Consider the following 15318-nt stretch of genomic DNA (forward strand, 5'->3'; position numbering starts at 1 on the left):
CCCCTCAATCATGACTGCGGCGGTTTTCGCCCCATCTCGCTGAGAAAACGCTGCTGTAACCGCAGCAACTCCCCCAGTTCAAGCACCCGATAGTCGATACCATAGCGCGGCGCCACCTCGGCAATGATGCGGCTCAACGCAGGATAATGCCGGTGGCTCCAGTGCGGGAACAGGTGATGCGTCAGATGCAGGTTCGCCCCGCCCAGCCAATACCCCAGCCAGCGCGGCCGGGTGCGCCAGTCAAAGGTGGTGGCGAACACGTGGCGATATCTGCCGTGCGGCAACGCCCCCTGCTCCGGCGCCTGATAAAATTTCGCCTTGGCCCAGTGGGTGCCGATGATCAGCATCACGAACAGCAGCGAAGAGAGCATCTGGCTCAGCAGATAAACCAGCAGGATCTCGCTGATGCCGATCTCCGGTGGCAGCAGATAACCCGGGATCGCCAGCGCCAGAAGAAAATGCGCCGCTTTGCCGGCCAGAAAAATGCCCCAGCCGCGCGCCCCTTGCTGCGCCATCCGTGCCGCCACCCGGGTTCTTCCTGCCCGATCCAACCAGTCGAACAACCAGATGTAATACGGGAATGTCATGGCTGCCACCAACGGCCAGTAATATCGCTGTGCGCGCATAAAGGGTTTCCAGCGCTGGAACGGCGTCTGACGCAGCACGCCGTTGGCGTCGATATCGGGATCGTAGTGTTCGATATTGTTGTGCGCATGATGAAAAATAACGTGCCGCACCCGCCAGCAATCAGAGTCCAGCCCGAGCGGGATGCTGACCAGGCCGTTCAGCCAGCGGTTGGCCCAGGGCCGTTTGAAAAACGCGTTGTGCGAAGCATCGTGCACCACGTTTACCGTCAGAAACATGCCGATAAAGATAAAGCCGAAATAGCAGGCGAAATAGGCCCAGACGTTCTGCTGCTGCAGGCCAACAACATAACAGAACGCACACAGCGCCAGCAGCACCGCCACCTTCGCCAACATGCCGACATCGGCGAAACGGTGGTCGCGATTGCCGGCCAGATAGTCATGGGCCGCCTGCATCAATGCACGATGCAGCCCGGCATCATCGCGCCGGAAAGTCAGCGGACGCAGCGGCTTCATGGTTGCCCCATGCGGCGTAAAAACTGCTGTTGTTGCGCCAGCAGTTCGCGATAGCCGATACAGCGGTATTCCATACCGTGCTGTGCGGCCAACTGCGCCACAATGTTGGCCAGCGCCGGATAATGGCGGTGATTCCAGCCGGGGAACAGATGGTGGGTCAGGTGATAATTCAGCCCACCGGTCAAATGCTGCAGCCAGCGCGGGGACGTCAGCCAGTCACAGGCGGTGGCGAAGTTGTGACGATACCAACCGTGCGGCATGTTCGTCCCCTCAGGCACAGGGTAAAACTCGGCCTGCGCCCAATGGGTGCCCAGTAACAAGAACACCACCAGCAGCGAGGCGCACATCTGGCTGAGCGTGTAGGTCAGCAATACCCACGGCCAGCCAATGCCATTGTGTTGGCACAGCACCAGCGGCACGCCCAGCACCAACAACAGATGTCCAAGCTTGCACAGGATAAACACCGCCCAACCGCCACGCCCCGGTAAAATGTTCTTTTCATGCAGCGGGGTTTTGCCCAGGCGATCCGACCAGTCAAAAATCCAGGCGATATAGGGCAAGGAGAGCGCGGCGATCAGCGGCCAGTAAAGGTGCTGATAACGCATATGCTTGCGCCAGCGCTGGAAAGGCGTCTGGCGGAAGAAACCGTTCTCCTCGGTGTCCAGATCGTAATGTTCAACGTTGGCGTAAACGTGGTGATACTCCACATGGCGTACCCGCCAGTAATCCGGATCCACCCCCAATGGCAGCGTCACCAGCCGCCCTACCAGACGGTTCGCCCAGGGGGCGCGCAGAAAGGCATTGTGCGAGGCGTCGTGATTCACATTCACATTAAGCAGCATCCCCATCATCACAAACAGGAAATAGCAGCCGAAAAACGCCCACGCCTGCTGCTGCATCAGCGCCAAGGCATAAAAACCGCCGCACAACGCCAGCAGCAGTGTCGCCAACGCCAGCCGTCCAGCGTCGGCGTAGCGATGGTCATCCGCCAGATAAGCATGCGCCGCACGCTTAAGCGCGCGATGAAACGCCTGTTCCCCGGCTGCGGGGAAACTCAGCGGCGAAAGAGTGTCAGCCATCGGGCTCTTCCTCCGGTGCAAGCGCTACTTTCCGCCCCCAGCCCAGTGCCACGCACAGGGCATGCAGCGCGGTAGCCGCCATGGTGATGTGCCAATAGCGTTGCGGCCAGCCAAGATACCCCATAAACAGCAACACAATTCCCAGCGTCACCAGCAGCCAGGCGACAATCGCCCAGCCGCGTCCTTCCGACATGCCACCCAACGCAACCGATCCCAGCGCCAGCAACGCCAGTAGCGCCATTTGCGGCCAGTGAATGTCGGCGTAGCCGTAGCCATACTGGTCGACATAGCCAATCACCAGGGTAAATAACAGCATCGCGCCGCTGAACAGGCTGAATGCCGAACAGCGGAAGCTAACGTTCGCCGCTGTCGGGCGCCACGCAAGGCGGAAATAACGCAAGAACGGCAGGTTACTGGCCCAAAACGGGTTGGCGGACGCTTTATCCCCACTGACACCGTAGACAAACGGCGTTTCAGGCAGGCTCGGGCAAAAAGTGCCGAACAGCTTGTCCCAGAAAATAAAACTGCCGCCGAAGTTCTTGTTCGAATAGGCCAGGTCTTTGACATGATGTACCCGGTGGTGGGCCGGAGTGACCAGAATTTTCTCCAGCACGCCAAGCCGGGGCGTCAGGGCATTATGGTTAAACAGCTGGATGCTGTAATGCAGGATCGAGACCGTGACAAACACCGTCAGCGGCACGCCCACCAGCGCCAGCAGTAAGAAGAACGGTATCGAGGTCAGCGACGAATACCAGGAGTTACGGACCCCCAGCGACAGATTGAAATGCTCGCCCTGATGGTGCACCACGTGTACCGCCCACAACACCCGCAGATAATGGTGCAAGCGGTGCAGCCAGTAAAAACCGAAATCCCATGCCAACAGCGCAAACAACCACATCAACAGCGGCGGCCAGGTGTCCAGCAGGCCCAAGCTGAAATGCGCGGCCACATAGCCGTAGCAGGTGATCTCCAGCCCGCGGAACAGCCACAGCATGATATGACCGGAATTCAAATTGAACACCACGTCATGCCAGTTGACCCGCTGCCGTTGCACCCACTGCAATATCCCGGCTTCGCCGACGACGACAAACAGCATGAACACTATCGGCATGGCTAAATCGCTCATCCTGCCTCTCCTTTTACCCTATCTCGCCGGGCGCCTTTAATGTGCAGGGCCAGCCAGCCGGCCAGCCACGCCAGTAGCGCCCCGCTCGCCAGATCGACAAACAAATGGCGGCGCAGTTGCAAAATTGAAACGGCGATCGCCGCCGCCCAAACCACCAAAAGCACCGTCCTCACCTTACGCTGCCGGTCGCTGAGCGCCCAAACCGCCAGCACCGTCAGCGCCATATGCAACGAGGGCAGACAATTTTGCGGTGAATCTACCCCAATCAGTGCCGCCAGCACCTCAGAGCTTAAACCGGTGCCGCTATCCACCGGATATGCCATCGTGGTCGGCCACAGCAGGTATATGGCGCCGGCCCCCAAAGCGGTCAGTTGCATGGCCGTTGCCAGCCATTTGACCCGATGAGCCGGTGCCAGCAAATACCCCAGCGGAATGAGGATAAAGAAAGACAGATACAGCCAAACGGCAGCCGGGCTGAAGGGGATCCAGCGATCGATCGCCGAAGGCGATATCAGTTGCCCCGCCCCTTGCCACCGATCGGCGCTGGAATAAATAACCCCAACAAATCCCCAGCCCAACAACATTTGCCCTAGCCGAAACAGGAGTATTTTCATGCCATCCCCGCCAAACGGATGATCCGCCGTCTTTTTCTGTCAAATTCCGGCATCACCGCCTGTACCGTTAATTGCCACTCCAGCAGGTCGGTAGCAATGCCCTGTTGGCCGAGCACCTCGACCAGGTGCGCCTGACAATGCGCCAACTCAGCCTGGGTACAATCGGCAATCAATTGCAAACGCCGTTGCGCGTGTTGAATCAGCCGATAGTCGCTGGTTAGCGGCAGCGCATTGGCTATCGCCCGGCTGCACAAGTCGGCAAAGACCACCTTGGGTTGCCGCTGCCTATCCGGCAGAATCAGTTGATCGTCCCTGCGCCCTTCAATACGGGCTAGCGCCATCGTCGGCTGCCCGCACGGGCAGGGTTCGGGTCGCCTGACCAGCACGTCATCCAACCGATAACGCACTATCGGCTGGGTGCTGCGGGTAAAGTCGGTGATCAAGGGGGTAAAACGGTGCTCATCGATCCACTGCGGTTCAATATGCAAAAACTCTTCGTTCAGATGCAGCGTGCCGTGCGCACAGGTGGCGGCCAGGAATCCCTCGGTGGCCTGATACACTTCGCCCACCGCTGGAAAAACCTGTGCCAGCAAGCGGCGATCCTGTTCCTCCAACACCTCCGCCACCGAAATCACTTTTTTCACGTTGAGGACGATCTGTTTTTTCATCACCGCCAACGCCAACGCGCGCAGTACCTGAGCCGGCGCCACAATCAGGGTGGGCGCCTGCTGCTCCAGGCGCGGCAACTGCGCGGAAAACGGGGCAAACAGATCGTAGAACGCCAGGCTCAACCAGCGATTATTGACGCTCTGATAGAGGTTATTGTCCGCCCGCAGAAACAGCGCGACGCGTTCGCCGGCAAACAACCCGTCCGGCAGCATCTTCGCCAACATGCCGCCGGCCCAGACTTGCTGCTCGCGCGGGCTGACGACAAATATGCCGCGCTGCCCAGAGGTGCCGGAAGACAACCCAACGCTGTATTGACCGATTTTTGGCGTGAAATCCCGCTCCGCCTCGCTGCGCTGCGCACAGGCAAGCAACACGTCACGCTGCAATCCGGCGGTATTCATTTGGTCGAACTGCGCCATCATCAGCGCCTTGTCCATCCGCGGCCAGGTGGCGATCGGTTGCCGGCTGAAGCGCCTGAAGTGGGGGCTTCTCGCCAGCACCCGGCGGGCGAAGACCTTAAGCCGTTTAGCCTGGTGCGCCTCCAGTGCCGCGCGATCGGCAAAGATTAAGCGTCGGGCGCGGAAATAGTGCCACAGCGTCATTAACGGGATCATAGATCCCCCTCGTGGCACAGAAGAATGTTCACGTTGCCGCCCACCCACAGTTGGTTCAGCCGTTCCAGCGTGCGGTAATAGCCCTTGGGATCGTCCATCACCAGATTGGCCAGCACGGAAGGCCCTCGCAGTTGCTGATAGCTCAATGGCGACCAGGCGGCATCGCTGGCCAACAGCGTCCAGCCGCTCTCGGTAAGAATAAACGCGCCGATATGGCCCGCCGCATGACCGGGTAACGGCACCAGCAGGATCTGCCCTTTGCTGCCCGGCAGCACATATCCCCGCTCAAAAGGTGCCAGCAGCGCAGGCAAACTCACCTGCGGAAAGCCCTCGATAAAGTGCAGGCCACTCTCGAAATCGTCGGGGATCAATCCGGGGATAAAAGCGCGTTTTAACGCAGCGAAGCCACGCAGTGTGCGGGTTTGCTGCCAGCCTTCACCGGAACAGATAAACTCGAGTTGGCTAAAATCGCGCAACCCGGCAATGTGGTCGGCGTGAAAGTGCGAAACAATCAGCCCCTGAATATCGTCGGCGGCATAGCCGGCGGCGCGCAACTGCTGCGCCAGCGACTCTGCGGGATCGAAATAGACCGGCGTCATATGGCGGTAAAGGCGAAAAATGCCCGACTGCGTTTGTTGCTGGAAATAGCGCGCATAGCCGGTATCCCACAGCCAGCGGCGGTTCCCCACCTCAAGCAGGTAGGCGCGCGCCGGGAATTTACACACCCGGAACCCCGCCCCGCGCAGCGCCATGCAGCCAATGTGGGTGCAATAGCCCACTTCAAAGACCCTGACCTTAGCCATTGTTCGCCCCCCGCGGGTTTTTAAGCCACTCGCCGGTCAGGCGGATCCCCTCTTCCATCGAATAGCGCGGCCGATAGCCCAGCTCTTCAACGGCGCGGGTTTGGCTCAGCGTCATATCGAAATGCACCGCCGCCACGCTGTAGCGCGTCAGCAGCGGTTCTTTGCCGGTAAAGCGAGCCAACAGTTCAAGCCCGCCGGCCAACGCGTAGAGCAACGGGTACGGCACCGCTTGCAGTCGGTAATTCAGCCCCAACTGCTGGTGCAACAAGGCATGCAGCATGTCAGCCAACTGCTGCGGCTGGTGATTGGTGATGTTGTAAACCGCGCCGGATACCAACCGGGGCCGGCAACTGGCCAGGTCCATCGCATGCACCACGTTCAACACAAACGTCAGGTCCAGCATCGCCCGCCCTCCGCTGGGCAAGCGCAACACGCCGCCATCGCGTTCGAGCTGTTGCAACACCCTCGGCACAATCACCCGGTCGTGCGGCCCAAACAGGCCCCTGGGGCGCAGAATAACGTAGGTAGTTTGCGGGTAGCGCGGTACCAGCGCCTGCAACCGCTGTTCGGCGGCATACTTGCTGCCTGCGTAATGGTTGGCGAAGCGGCGGGCGCGGTAACCCTCATCAACATCCTGATGCGGGCGAAAATCGAAGTAAATCGCCGGGGTGGAAATATGAATAAAACGCCGGATGCCGCACTGACCGGCCGCCTCCGCCAGTTTTTCCGTCGCGGTAGCATTGGCCTGATAGAACTCGTTTTTGTCGCCCCAGGGTGAAGATTTTGCCGCGCAGTGCCAGACCCAATCGCAGCCGGCCATCAGTTGTCTGCATTGCTCCACCGTAGCCTGCGCCAAATCCAGCGGGGCAAATTCGGCGCCCATCTGACGCAACCCCTGTCCGGCCTGGCTGTCGCGCCCGGTGGCGCGCACCTGATGACCCTCCTCCAGCAACCACTGCGCCGCATTGCGCCCCAGGCCGCTGGTGGCCCCGGTAACCAGCACCTTCATGGCAGCAGCACCATGCCGGCCAGCGACAGCCCGGCGGCGGTACCGATCAGCATCACCGGCTTGCCGGGGTTAAAGCGGCCTTGAGTGACCGCAGCGTGCAGCGCCGTAGGAATGGATGCCGCGACCTGATTGCCGTGGTAGGGATAAATATCCACCAGCACCTCGTTGGAAACGTGCAGGCGCTTGCGCATGTGTTCGAGCGAAAGATGGCTCGCCTGATGCGGCACCACGGTGGCGATTTGCGCCAGTGTCAGCCCGCCGGCAGCCAGCAGGCGGGCAAGATAGCCCTCGATTAATGCCGAAGCCTGCCTGAACAGCTGTTTGCCCTGCATATGGAACAGGAAATCGCTGCCGGTCATGCCGGCACGTGGGTTGCGGCGGGTACCACCCGCGCGGATCTCGCACAGCTCGCTGCCCTCCGGATAGGTTTCCACCCGGCTCGCCAGAATGCCGCTGGTACCGTCACCGCGTTCGACAATGGCGCAGGCCGCGCCGTCGCCAAAGATCAGCGAGGACTCCTCGTGCTCCCAATCGATGCCGCGCGAAGCCAAATCCGCCGACACTATGGCAATGCGCCGGTAGGTGCCGGCATTCAGCAGTCCGGCGGCCACCTGTAGGGCGGAGATAAAGCTTACGCAACTGCTGTTGATGTCAAAACCTGGGGTGCCTGGCGCCAGTCCGGCCACCTTGAGAATGTGCGCGGCGGTGCAAGGTAGCGCCTGGACAGAAATCGCCGAAGCGGAAATCAGCAGGTCAATCGAGTGCGCGTGAAGCGAGTGACAGGCCAAGGCGTCATGCAATGCGGCAGCGGCCAGTTCGGCCTGACTGGCGTCGTCGGTGGCGTGAAAACGGTGAACTATCCCCGAGCGTTTTTCGACATAGCCGGCCGGTTTGCCCAGCAGGCTGTCCAGCGCGGAGGATGCTACGCAGTTTGGCGGTAAAGCCACGCCGGTGGCGATGACTTTGAGAGGTAACAAAGCGGGTGAACCAGAGTGTATTGTCATTATTATTAATAAGTAACCTGAATATCCATAAAGCGACCTCCCGACGCTGTCGGCATGGCGACGGCGGCAGGTCATCCCCGGTTTTAAGTCCCAAAATACCCCTCGGCAGAGGGATTATTGATTGTAATTATGATAGCTGTTAACCGGCATCCGCTGGCAGTGAATGTCACAATACTGAGATATTGACGTCAGGGCAAGAAAGCAAAAATGCACCGATTAAGGTGCATTTGAGGTTGATGACAAAGTGGTCTTTGAGCCCGAGATACTCGGGCCTAGCGCACCGAGGGGCGCTCCGACGGCCAAGGCCGTTACGACCCCTTCGGCACGCTCTCCCTAATAACAGGCTTTGTCAGCAGTCTGAAATGCACCGATTAAGGTGCATTTGTGTTTGATGACAAGTGAGGGATCTTGCCGTATTGATTCTGGTGTTGCGATGCTTAGCGGCGGTTGCGCACCAGTTGGTAACGGCGAGTCAGGTATTCCACCGGCACGCTCCAGACATGCACCAGGCGGCAGAACGGGAACAGCACGAACAGCGTCATGCCCAGCACCAGATGCAGTTTAAAGATCGGCGCTACGTCCGCCAGGTAATGTGATGCTCCGACATGGAAAGTCACCACCGCCTGCGCCCAGGCCACCAGTTTCATCATCTCGCTGCCGTCCATATGCTGGGCGGAGAACGGAATGGTCAGCAGACCAAGGCATACCTGCACCACCAGCAACGTCAGGATCATGATATCGGCAAAGCTGCTGGTGGCGCGCACTCGCGGATTGGTCAGACGGCGTTTCAACAGCAGCGCGCCGCCAATTAGCGTCATCACGCCGCAGGCACCACCGGCGATCATCGCCAATTTCTGCTTCACATCTATAGGCAGGAAGGACTCATACATCCAGTGCGGCGTCAGCATACCGAGAAAATGCCCGGCGAAGATGCCCAAAATACCGATGTGAAACAGGTTGGAGGCCAGACGCACACCTTTTTTATCCAGCATCTGGCTGGAACCGGCGCGCCAGCTGTATTGCCCGTAATCGTAGCGCAGCCAACTGCCGATGAGGAAAATCGCCCCCGCCAGATAGGGGTAAATATCGAAGAAGAACAGATTCAAAAATTGCATGATTAGCGTCCTTGGGTTCCGGTTAGCGCCTCTGTCAGGTCCAGATACTGCGGTGCCACGGCGCCGGCAAAACGCCGCTGGTGCGCCGTCTGCTGTGCCGAAGCGCAGCCCTGCTCACCTAAAAACCTGATCTGTTCCTCTTCCCACACCGCATCCAGCGCCTGCGGCGTATCGTCCCTGGCCTCGCCCGCCACCTGGCTCTCCAGGCTGGCGCTGTTGACCCCGGTGCCGGACAGCGTCAGCAACAGATCAAACAGCAGCGCATACGGGCTTTCGCGCTGCTGCAACCGGGCCCCGAGCAGCGCCAGAATTGGAGCGATATCCTGCAACCCTTCAGCCGCCTGCGCCTGACTGCGGCTGGCGAGATACTCCAGATACAACGGCAGGAAATCCGGCAACTCGCGGCTGTCGATCTCCAGCCCGGCAGTGCGGTATTGCGCCATCAGATCGACCATCGCCTGACCGCGATCGCGTGATTCGCCGTGCACGTGTTCAAACAACAGCAGCGAGGTGGCGCGGCCCCTGTCGAACAGCTCGCAGTATTCAGCCTGCACGTCCAGCAGCGGGCGGGCGCAGAAGCGGCGAATAAACAGAATCAGCTGCGCACTGCGGTGCAAATCCAGCTCGTTGGCCGGCTCCAGCGCCTCGATTAGCGCCTTCTGGTGGTCAAACAATGCCTGTTCCGGGTAATCCAGCAGGCGAGCAATCACTTTCAGGCTAATCATGAGATATCCTTCTGACGGTCGGTTTTCTGCGTCACATCGATAGCGTCGATGCGGCGGCTGTTGAACAGGTTGAATTTACCGTCACTGCCGTGGCAACCGTCGCCAAAACTGAAACCGCAGCCTTTGCTTTCCGGGAAGGCTTCTCGCGCCAGTTCGCGGTGGCTGGACGGGATAACGAAACGGTCCTCATAGTTGGCGATCGCCAGATAGCGATACATTTCCTGCGCCTGCGCTTCGCTCAGCCCCACCTGCTCCAGCGCGCTGATGTCCACCACGCCGTCCACGGTTTCCGCGCGTTTGTAGTGGCGCATCGCCAACATGCGTTTCAGCGCCAGCAGCACCGGCACGGTATCGCCGGCGGTCAGCAGGTTCGCCAGATATTGCACCGGGATACGCAGGCTTTCCACGTCCGGCAGGACGCCGCTGTGCGCCAGCTCACCGGCATCTGCGGCGGACTGGATCGGCGACAACGGCGGCACGTACCACACCATCGGCAGCGTGCGATATTCCGGGTGCAACGGCAGCGCCAGCTTCCAATCCATCGCCATTTTGTATACCGGCGACTGTTGAGCAGATTCGATCACGCCTTGCGGAATGCCATCCTTCAATGCCTGGGCAATCACCGCCGGGTCATGCGGATCGAGGAAGATGTCCAGTTGGCTCTGGTAAAGGTCTTTCTCATGCTCGGCCGCGGCAGCCTGTTCAATGCGGTCGGCGTCATACAGCAGCACGCCCAGATACCGGATACGGCCGACGCAGGTTTCCGAACATACCGTCGGCTGGCCGGATTCAATGCGCGGATAACAGAAGATGCATTTCTCGGACTTGCCGCTCTTCCAGTTGAAATAGATTTTCTTGTACGGGCAACCGGTCAGGCACATGCGCCAGCCGCGGCATTTATCCTGATCGATAAGCACAATGCCGTCTTCGCCGCGCTTGTAGATCGCCCCACTCGGGCAGGTGGCGACGCAGGCCGGGTTGAGGCAGTGTTCGCACAGGCGCGGAAGATACATCATGAAGGTGTTTTCGAACTGCCCGTACATCGCCTTCTGCATGTTGTCGAAGTTTTTGTCCTGCGAGCGCTTTTCGAATTCGCCGCCGAGGATCTCCTCCCAGTTCGGGCCATTTTCGATCTTCTTCATGCGCTGGCCGGTGATCAGCGAGCGTGGCCGGGCGATCGGCTGATGCTTGCCCTGCGGCGCGGTATGCAGATTCTGGTAGTCGTAGTCGAACGGCTCGTAATAGTCGTCCAGCGCCGGCACATCCGGGTTGGCGAAAATCTTCGACAGCAGCCCGACGCGGCTGCCCATGCGCGGTTCCAGTTTGCCGTTGATTTTACGGATCCAGCCGCCCTTCCATTTGTCCTGATCTTCCCAGGCGTGCGGATAGCCGACGCCCGGTTTGCTTTCCACGTTATTGAACCAGGCGTATTCCATACCCTCACGGCTGGTCCAGACGTTTTTGCAGGTCACCGAACAGGTGTGGCAACCGATGCATTTGTCCAGGTTCAGCACCATGCCGACTTGCGAACGAATTTTCATTTTGCTTTCTCCTGCCGGCTGCCCTGCGAGTCGTCGTTGCCTTCACCGTCTAACCAGTCGATCCGGTTCATTTTGCGTACCACCACGAACTCGTCGCGGTTGGAACCGACGGTGCCGTAATAGTTGAAGCCGTAGGCCAACTGCGCATAACCGCCGATCATGTGGGTCGGTTTCGGGCAAACGCGGGTCACCGAATTGTGGATGCCGCCACGCTGGCTGGTGATTTCCGAACCGGGAATATTCACGATGCGCTCCTGTGCGTGGTACATCATGGTCATGCCCGCCGGAATGCGCTGGCTGACCACCGCACGCGCGGTCAGCGCGCCGTTGGCGTTAAAGGCCTCGATCCAGTCGTTGTCCTTGATGCCCAGATCCTGGGCGTCGTCTTCACTCATCCAGACAATCGGCCCGCCGCGCGACAGGGTCAGCATCAGCAGGTTGTCGCTGTAGGTGGAGTGAATGCCCCATTTCTGGTGCGGCGTCAGGAAATTCAGCGCCTTCTCTTTGTTGCCGTTCGGCTTCCGGTTCAGCAGCGGCTGCGCGGCGCGGGTGTCGATCGGCGGGCGATACACCAGCAGGCTTTCGCCAAAGGCACGCATCCATTCGTGATCTTGATACAACTGCTGGCGACCGCTGAGGGTGCGCCAAGGGATCAACTCATGCACGTTGGTGTAACAGGCGTTATACGACACATGCTCATCTTCCAACCCTGACCAGGTGGGACTGGAGATGATTTTGCGCGGCTGGGCCTGGATATCGCGGAAGCGGATCTTTTCATCTTCCTTGTTCAGCGCCAGATGGCGGTGATCGCGGCCGGTAATGTTACCCAGCGCTTCCCACGCCTTGACCGCTACCTGCCCGTTGGTTTCCGGCGCCAGCGACAAAATCACCTCAGCGGCGTCGATCGCGCTTTCAATCTTCGGCCGGCCCACCGCCGGGCCTTCGGTTTTCACATAGTTGAGTTTTTTGAGGAAATCGACTTCAGTCTGGGTATTCCAGGTGATGCCCTTGCCACCGTTGCCCAGCTTGTCCAGCAGCGGCCCCAGCGAGGTAAAGCGCTCGTAGGTAGCCGGGTAGTCACGCTCCACCACCATGATGTGCGGCGCGGTTTTCCCGGGAATCAGGTCGCATTCGCCCTTCTTCCAGTCTTTCACGCCATAAGGTTGCGCCAGCTCTGCCGGGGAGTCGTGTTGGATTGGCAGCGTCACCACGTCGGTTTCCTGGCCCAGATGCCCAACGCACACCTCGGAGAAGGCTTTGGCGATGCCCTTATAGATCTCCCAGTCGCTCTTGGAATCCCAGGCCGGATCGACCGCCGCCGACAGCGGGTGAATGAACGGATGCATATCCGAGGTATTCATGTCGTCTTTTTCGTACCAGGTAGCGGTCGGCAGCACGATGTCAGAGTAAAGGCAGGTGCTGGACATGCGGAAATCGAGCGTCACCACCAGATCCAACTTGCCTTCACCGCCGTTATCCAGCCATTCCACTTCCTGCGGCTTGGCAGCGCCCTGTTGGCCCAAATCCTTGCCCTGGATGCCGTTCTCAGTGCCCAGCAGGTATTTGAGCATGTACTCATGGCCCTTGCCGGAAGAGCCCAACAGGTTGGAGCGCCAGACGAACAGGTTACGCGGGAAGTTCTGCGGGTTGTCCGGTTGCTCGGCGGCGAAGCCAAGCCGCCCCGTTTTTAGCGCGTCGACGGTGAAATCTACCGGCGTCTGCCCGGCGGCTTTCGCCTGTACCGCCAGATGCAGCGGGTTAACGCCCAGCTGTGGCGCAGAAGGCAGCCAGCCCATGCGTTCGGCACGCACGTTGAGATCGATCAGGCTGCCGCCAAAACGCGACTTGTCCGCCAGCGGCGACAACAGCTCTTCGGTTCCGACGGTTTCATATCGCCATTGGCTTGAGTGGTTATAGAAGAATGAGGTGCTGTTCATGTGGCGCGGCGGGCGTTGCCAGTCGAGACCGAACGCCAGCGGCAGCCAACCGGTTTGCGGCCGCAGTTTTTCCTGGCCGACATAGTGCGCCCAGCCGCCGCCGCTTTGGCCAACGCAACCGCAGAAGATCAGCATGTTGATCAGGCCGCGGTAGGTCATGTCCATGTGGTACCAGTGATTGACACCGGCCCCGACGATAATCATTGAGCGGCCACGGGTTTTCTCGGCGTTGTCGGCGAATTCGCGGGCGATGCGGATAATGTTGTGGCGCGACACGCCGGTGATCTGCTCGGCCCAGGCCGGCGTGTAAGCTTTGATGTCGTCGTAGTTCGCGGCACAGTTGGCGTCGTCCAGACCACGTTCCAACCCGTAGTTGGCCAGGGTCAGATCGTAGACGCTGGTGACCAACGCCTCGCTGCCGTCCGCAAGACGCAGACGTTTTACCGGCAGCTTGTGCAACAGAATCTCGTCCAGCGCCACGCTGTTAAAGTGCTCGCCCTCGGCTTTTATGCCGCCAAAATACGGGAAGCCCACCTCGGCTATCTCGTCATGAGCGCCCATCAGGCTGAGCTGCAGATCCACTTCCTGTTGGCCCTTGCCTTCACGCTGTTCCAGGTTCCATTTGCCCTGCTCGCCCCAGCGGAAACCGATGGACCCTTGCGGTGCCACCAGTTCGCCGCTGCGCTGGTCGATAGCAACGGTTTTCCACTCCGGATTGTTTTCCTGCCCCAACCCGTCCACCAGATCGGCGGCGCGCAGCAGGCGGCCGGCGGCGTAATACCCGGCTTCACGCGGCTCCAGCACGACCAGCATCGGCATATCGGTGTAGCGGCGCACATAGTCGCGGAAATAACCGACCTCGCGATCCAGGTGGAATTCTTTCAACATCACGTGGCCCATCGCCAGCGCCATAGCGCTGTCGGTCCCCTGCTTGGGGTTCAACCATTGGTCGCACAGCTTGGCCACTTCGGCGTAGTCCGGCGTCACCGCAACGGTTTTGGTGCCTTTGTAGCGCACTTCGGTGAAGAAATGGGCATCCGGAGTGCGAGTCTGCGGCACGTTAGAGCCCCAGGCGATGATATAGGAGGAGTTGTACCAGTCGGCAGATTCCGGCACGTCGGTCTGCTCGCCCCAGGTCATCGGTGAAGCCGGTGGCAGATCGCAATACCAGTCGTAGAAGCTCAGACAGGTGCCGCCAATCAGCGACAGATAACGGGCGCCGGCGGCGTAGGACACCATCGACATCGCCGGGATCGGCGAGAAACCGATGATGCGGTCCGGGCCGAAGGTTTTGGCGGTGTACACGTTGGAGGCGGCGATCAGTTCATTCACCTCCTGCCAACTGGAGCGCACAAAGCCGCCGCGCCCGCGGGCGACCTTATAGCTATTCGACTTTTCGGGGTCGGAGACGATAGAGCCCCAGGCATCGACCGGATCGCTGTGCAGCGCCTTCGCCTCACGCCACAGTGCGATCAGGCGTTTACGCATCAACGGATATTTCAGTCGGTTGGCGCTGTACAGATACCAGGAATAGCTGGCGCCGCGTGGGCAACCTCGCGGTTCATGGTTGGGCAGATCGGGGCGGGTGCGCGGGTAATCGGTCTGCTGGGTTTCCCAGGTCACCAGGCCGTTTTTGACGTAAATCTTCCAACTGCAAGAGCCGGTGCAGTTCACTCCGTGGGTCGAGCGCACAATCTTGTCGTGCTGCCAGCGGCTGCGGTAGCCGTCTTCCCAGTCGCGGTTGGTGTTAAGCGTCTGGCCATGATCGCCAGAGAAAGGTTCCGCCAGTTGCTTAAAATAGCGGAAACGGTCTAGAAACTTGCTCATCCGGAGTTCTCCTGAAGGGCTTTGATACTTTATCGTTATAAGGAATGACGTTGCTCAATCTGCCGCCAGCCTACTGATGCGACAAAAGTGGCAAATTGATTGCGATCAAGGGAATGGAGGGAGATAAACGGGGACGCAAGCGTGACTACCCCTAA

The 15318-nt window shown here is 59.7% G+C and carries 12 protein-coding genes; all 12 read right to left on the reverse strand.

Translation table 11 applies throughout. The features are described 5' to 3' along the window. Positions 1-8: 8 nt before the first annotated feature. A complete protein-coding gene (locus SERAS12_RS14740) occupies positions 9-1100 on the reverse strand; it encodes an acyl-CoA desaturase (protein ID WP_013813400.1) in 1092 nt (363 codons plus the stop codon). Next, positions 1097-2179, reverse strand: a complete 1083-nt coding sequence (locus SERAS12_RS14745; protein ID WP_013813401.1) for an acyl-CoA desaturase — start codon at positions 2177-2179, stop codon at positions 1097-1099. Before SERAS12_RS14745 ends, SERAS12_RS14740 begins: the two co-directional genes overlap by 4 nt. Continuing rightward, complete coding sequence (locus tag SERAS12_RS14750; protein WP_013813402.1) at positions 2172-3305, reverse strand: sterol desaturase family protein; 1134 nt, start codon at positions 3303-3305, stop codon at positions 2172-2174. Before SERAS12_RS14750 ends, SERAS12_RS14745 begins: the two co-directional genes overlap by 8 nt. Further along, entirely contained in the window at positions 3302-3919 is a 618-nt protein-coding gene (locus SERAS12_RS14755; protein WP_013813403.1) for a phosphatase PAP2 family protein, read from the reverse strand. The genes SERAS12_RS14750 and SERAS12_RS14755 overlap by 4 nt, the downstream gene beginning before the upstream one ends. After that, positions 3916-5202, reverse strand: a complete 1287-nt coding sequence (locus SERAS12_RS14760; protein WP_013813404.1) for a F390 synthetase-related protein — start codon at positions 5200-5202, stop codon at positions 3916-3918. Before SERAS12_RS14760 ends, SERAS12_RS14755 begins: the two co-directional genes overlap by 4 nt. Then, entirely contained in the window at positions 5199-6005 is an 807-nt protein-coding gene (locus SERAS12_RS14765) for an MBL fold metallo-hydrolase (RefSeq protein WP_013813405.1), read from the reverse strand. Before SERAS12_RS14765 ends, SERAS12_RS14760 begins: the two co-directional genes overlap by 4 nt. Further along, on the reverse strand, positions 5998-7014 hold the full coding sequence (locus tag SERAS12_RS14770; RefSeq protein WP_013813406.1) for an NAD(P)-dependent oxidoreductase: 1017 nt from the start codon (positions 7012-7014) through the stop codon (positions 5998-6000). Before SERAS12_RS14770 ends, SERAS12_RS14765 begins: the two co-directional genes overlap by 8 nt. Then, the gene (locus SERAS12_RS14775; protein ID WP_013813407.1) at positions 7011-8018 is read right to left on the reverse strand and encodes a 3-oxoacyl-[acyl-carrier-protein] synthase III C-terminal domain-containing protein; all 1008 of its coding nucleotides are present in this window, start codon (positions 8016-8018) and stop codon (positions 7011-7013) included. Before SERAS12_RS14775 ends, SERAS12_RS14770 begins: the two co-directional genes overlap by 4 nt. 437 nt (positions 8019-8455) lie before the next feature. Then, positions 8456-9133, reverse strand: coding sequence for a respiratory nitrate reductase subunit gamma (gene narI / locus SERAS12_RS14780; protein WP_013813408.1), 678 nt, complete (start codon positions 9131-9133; stop codon positions 8456-8458). Between the two features lie 2 nt (positions 9134-9135). Next, positions 9136-9858, reverse strand: a complete 723-nt coding sequence (gene narJ / locus SERAS12_RS14785) for a nitrate reductase molybdenum cofactor assembly chaperone (protein WP_013813409.1) — start codon at positions 9856-9858, stop codon at positions 9136-9138. Continuing rightward, entirely contained in the window at positions 9855-11399 is a 1545-nt protein-coding gene (narH, locus tag SERAS12_RS14790) for a nitrate reductase subunit beta (protein ID WP_013813410.1), read from the reverse strand. The genes narJ and narH overlap by 4 nt, the downstream gene beginning before the upstream one ends. Beyond that, positions 11396-15163 carry a nitrate reductase subunit alpha gene (locus tag SERAS12_RS14795; protein WP_013813411.1) on the reverse strand — a complete coding sequence of 1256 codons (3768 nt, stop codon included), beginning with the start codon at positions 15161-15163 and terminating at the stop codon, positions 11396-11398. The genes narH and SERAS12_RS14795 overlap by 4 nt, the downstream gene beginning before the upstream one ends. Positions 15164-15318 lie beyond the last annotated feature (155 nt).

This window comes from Serratia sp. AS12 (assembly GCF_000214195.1).
Taxonomy (GTDB): domain Bacteria; phylum Pseudomonadota; class Gammaproteobacteria; order Enterobacterales; family Enterobacteriaceae; genus Serratia; species Serratia plymuthica.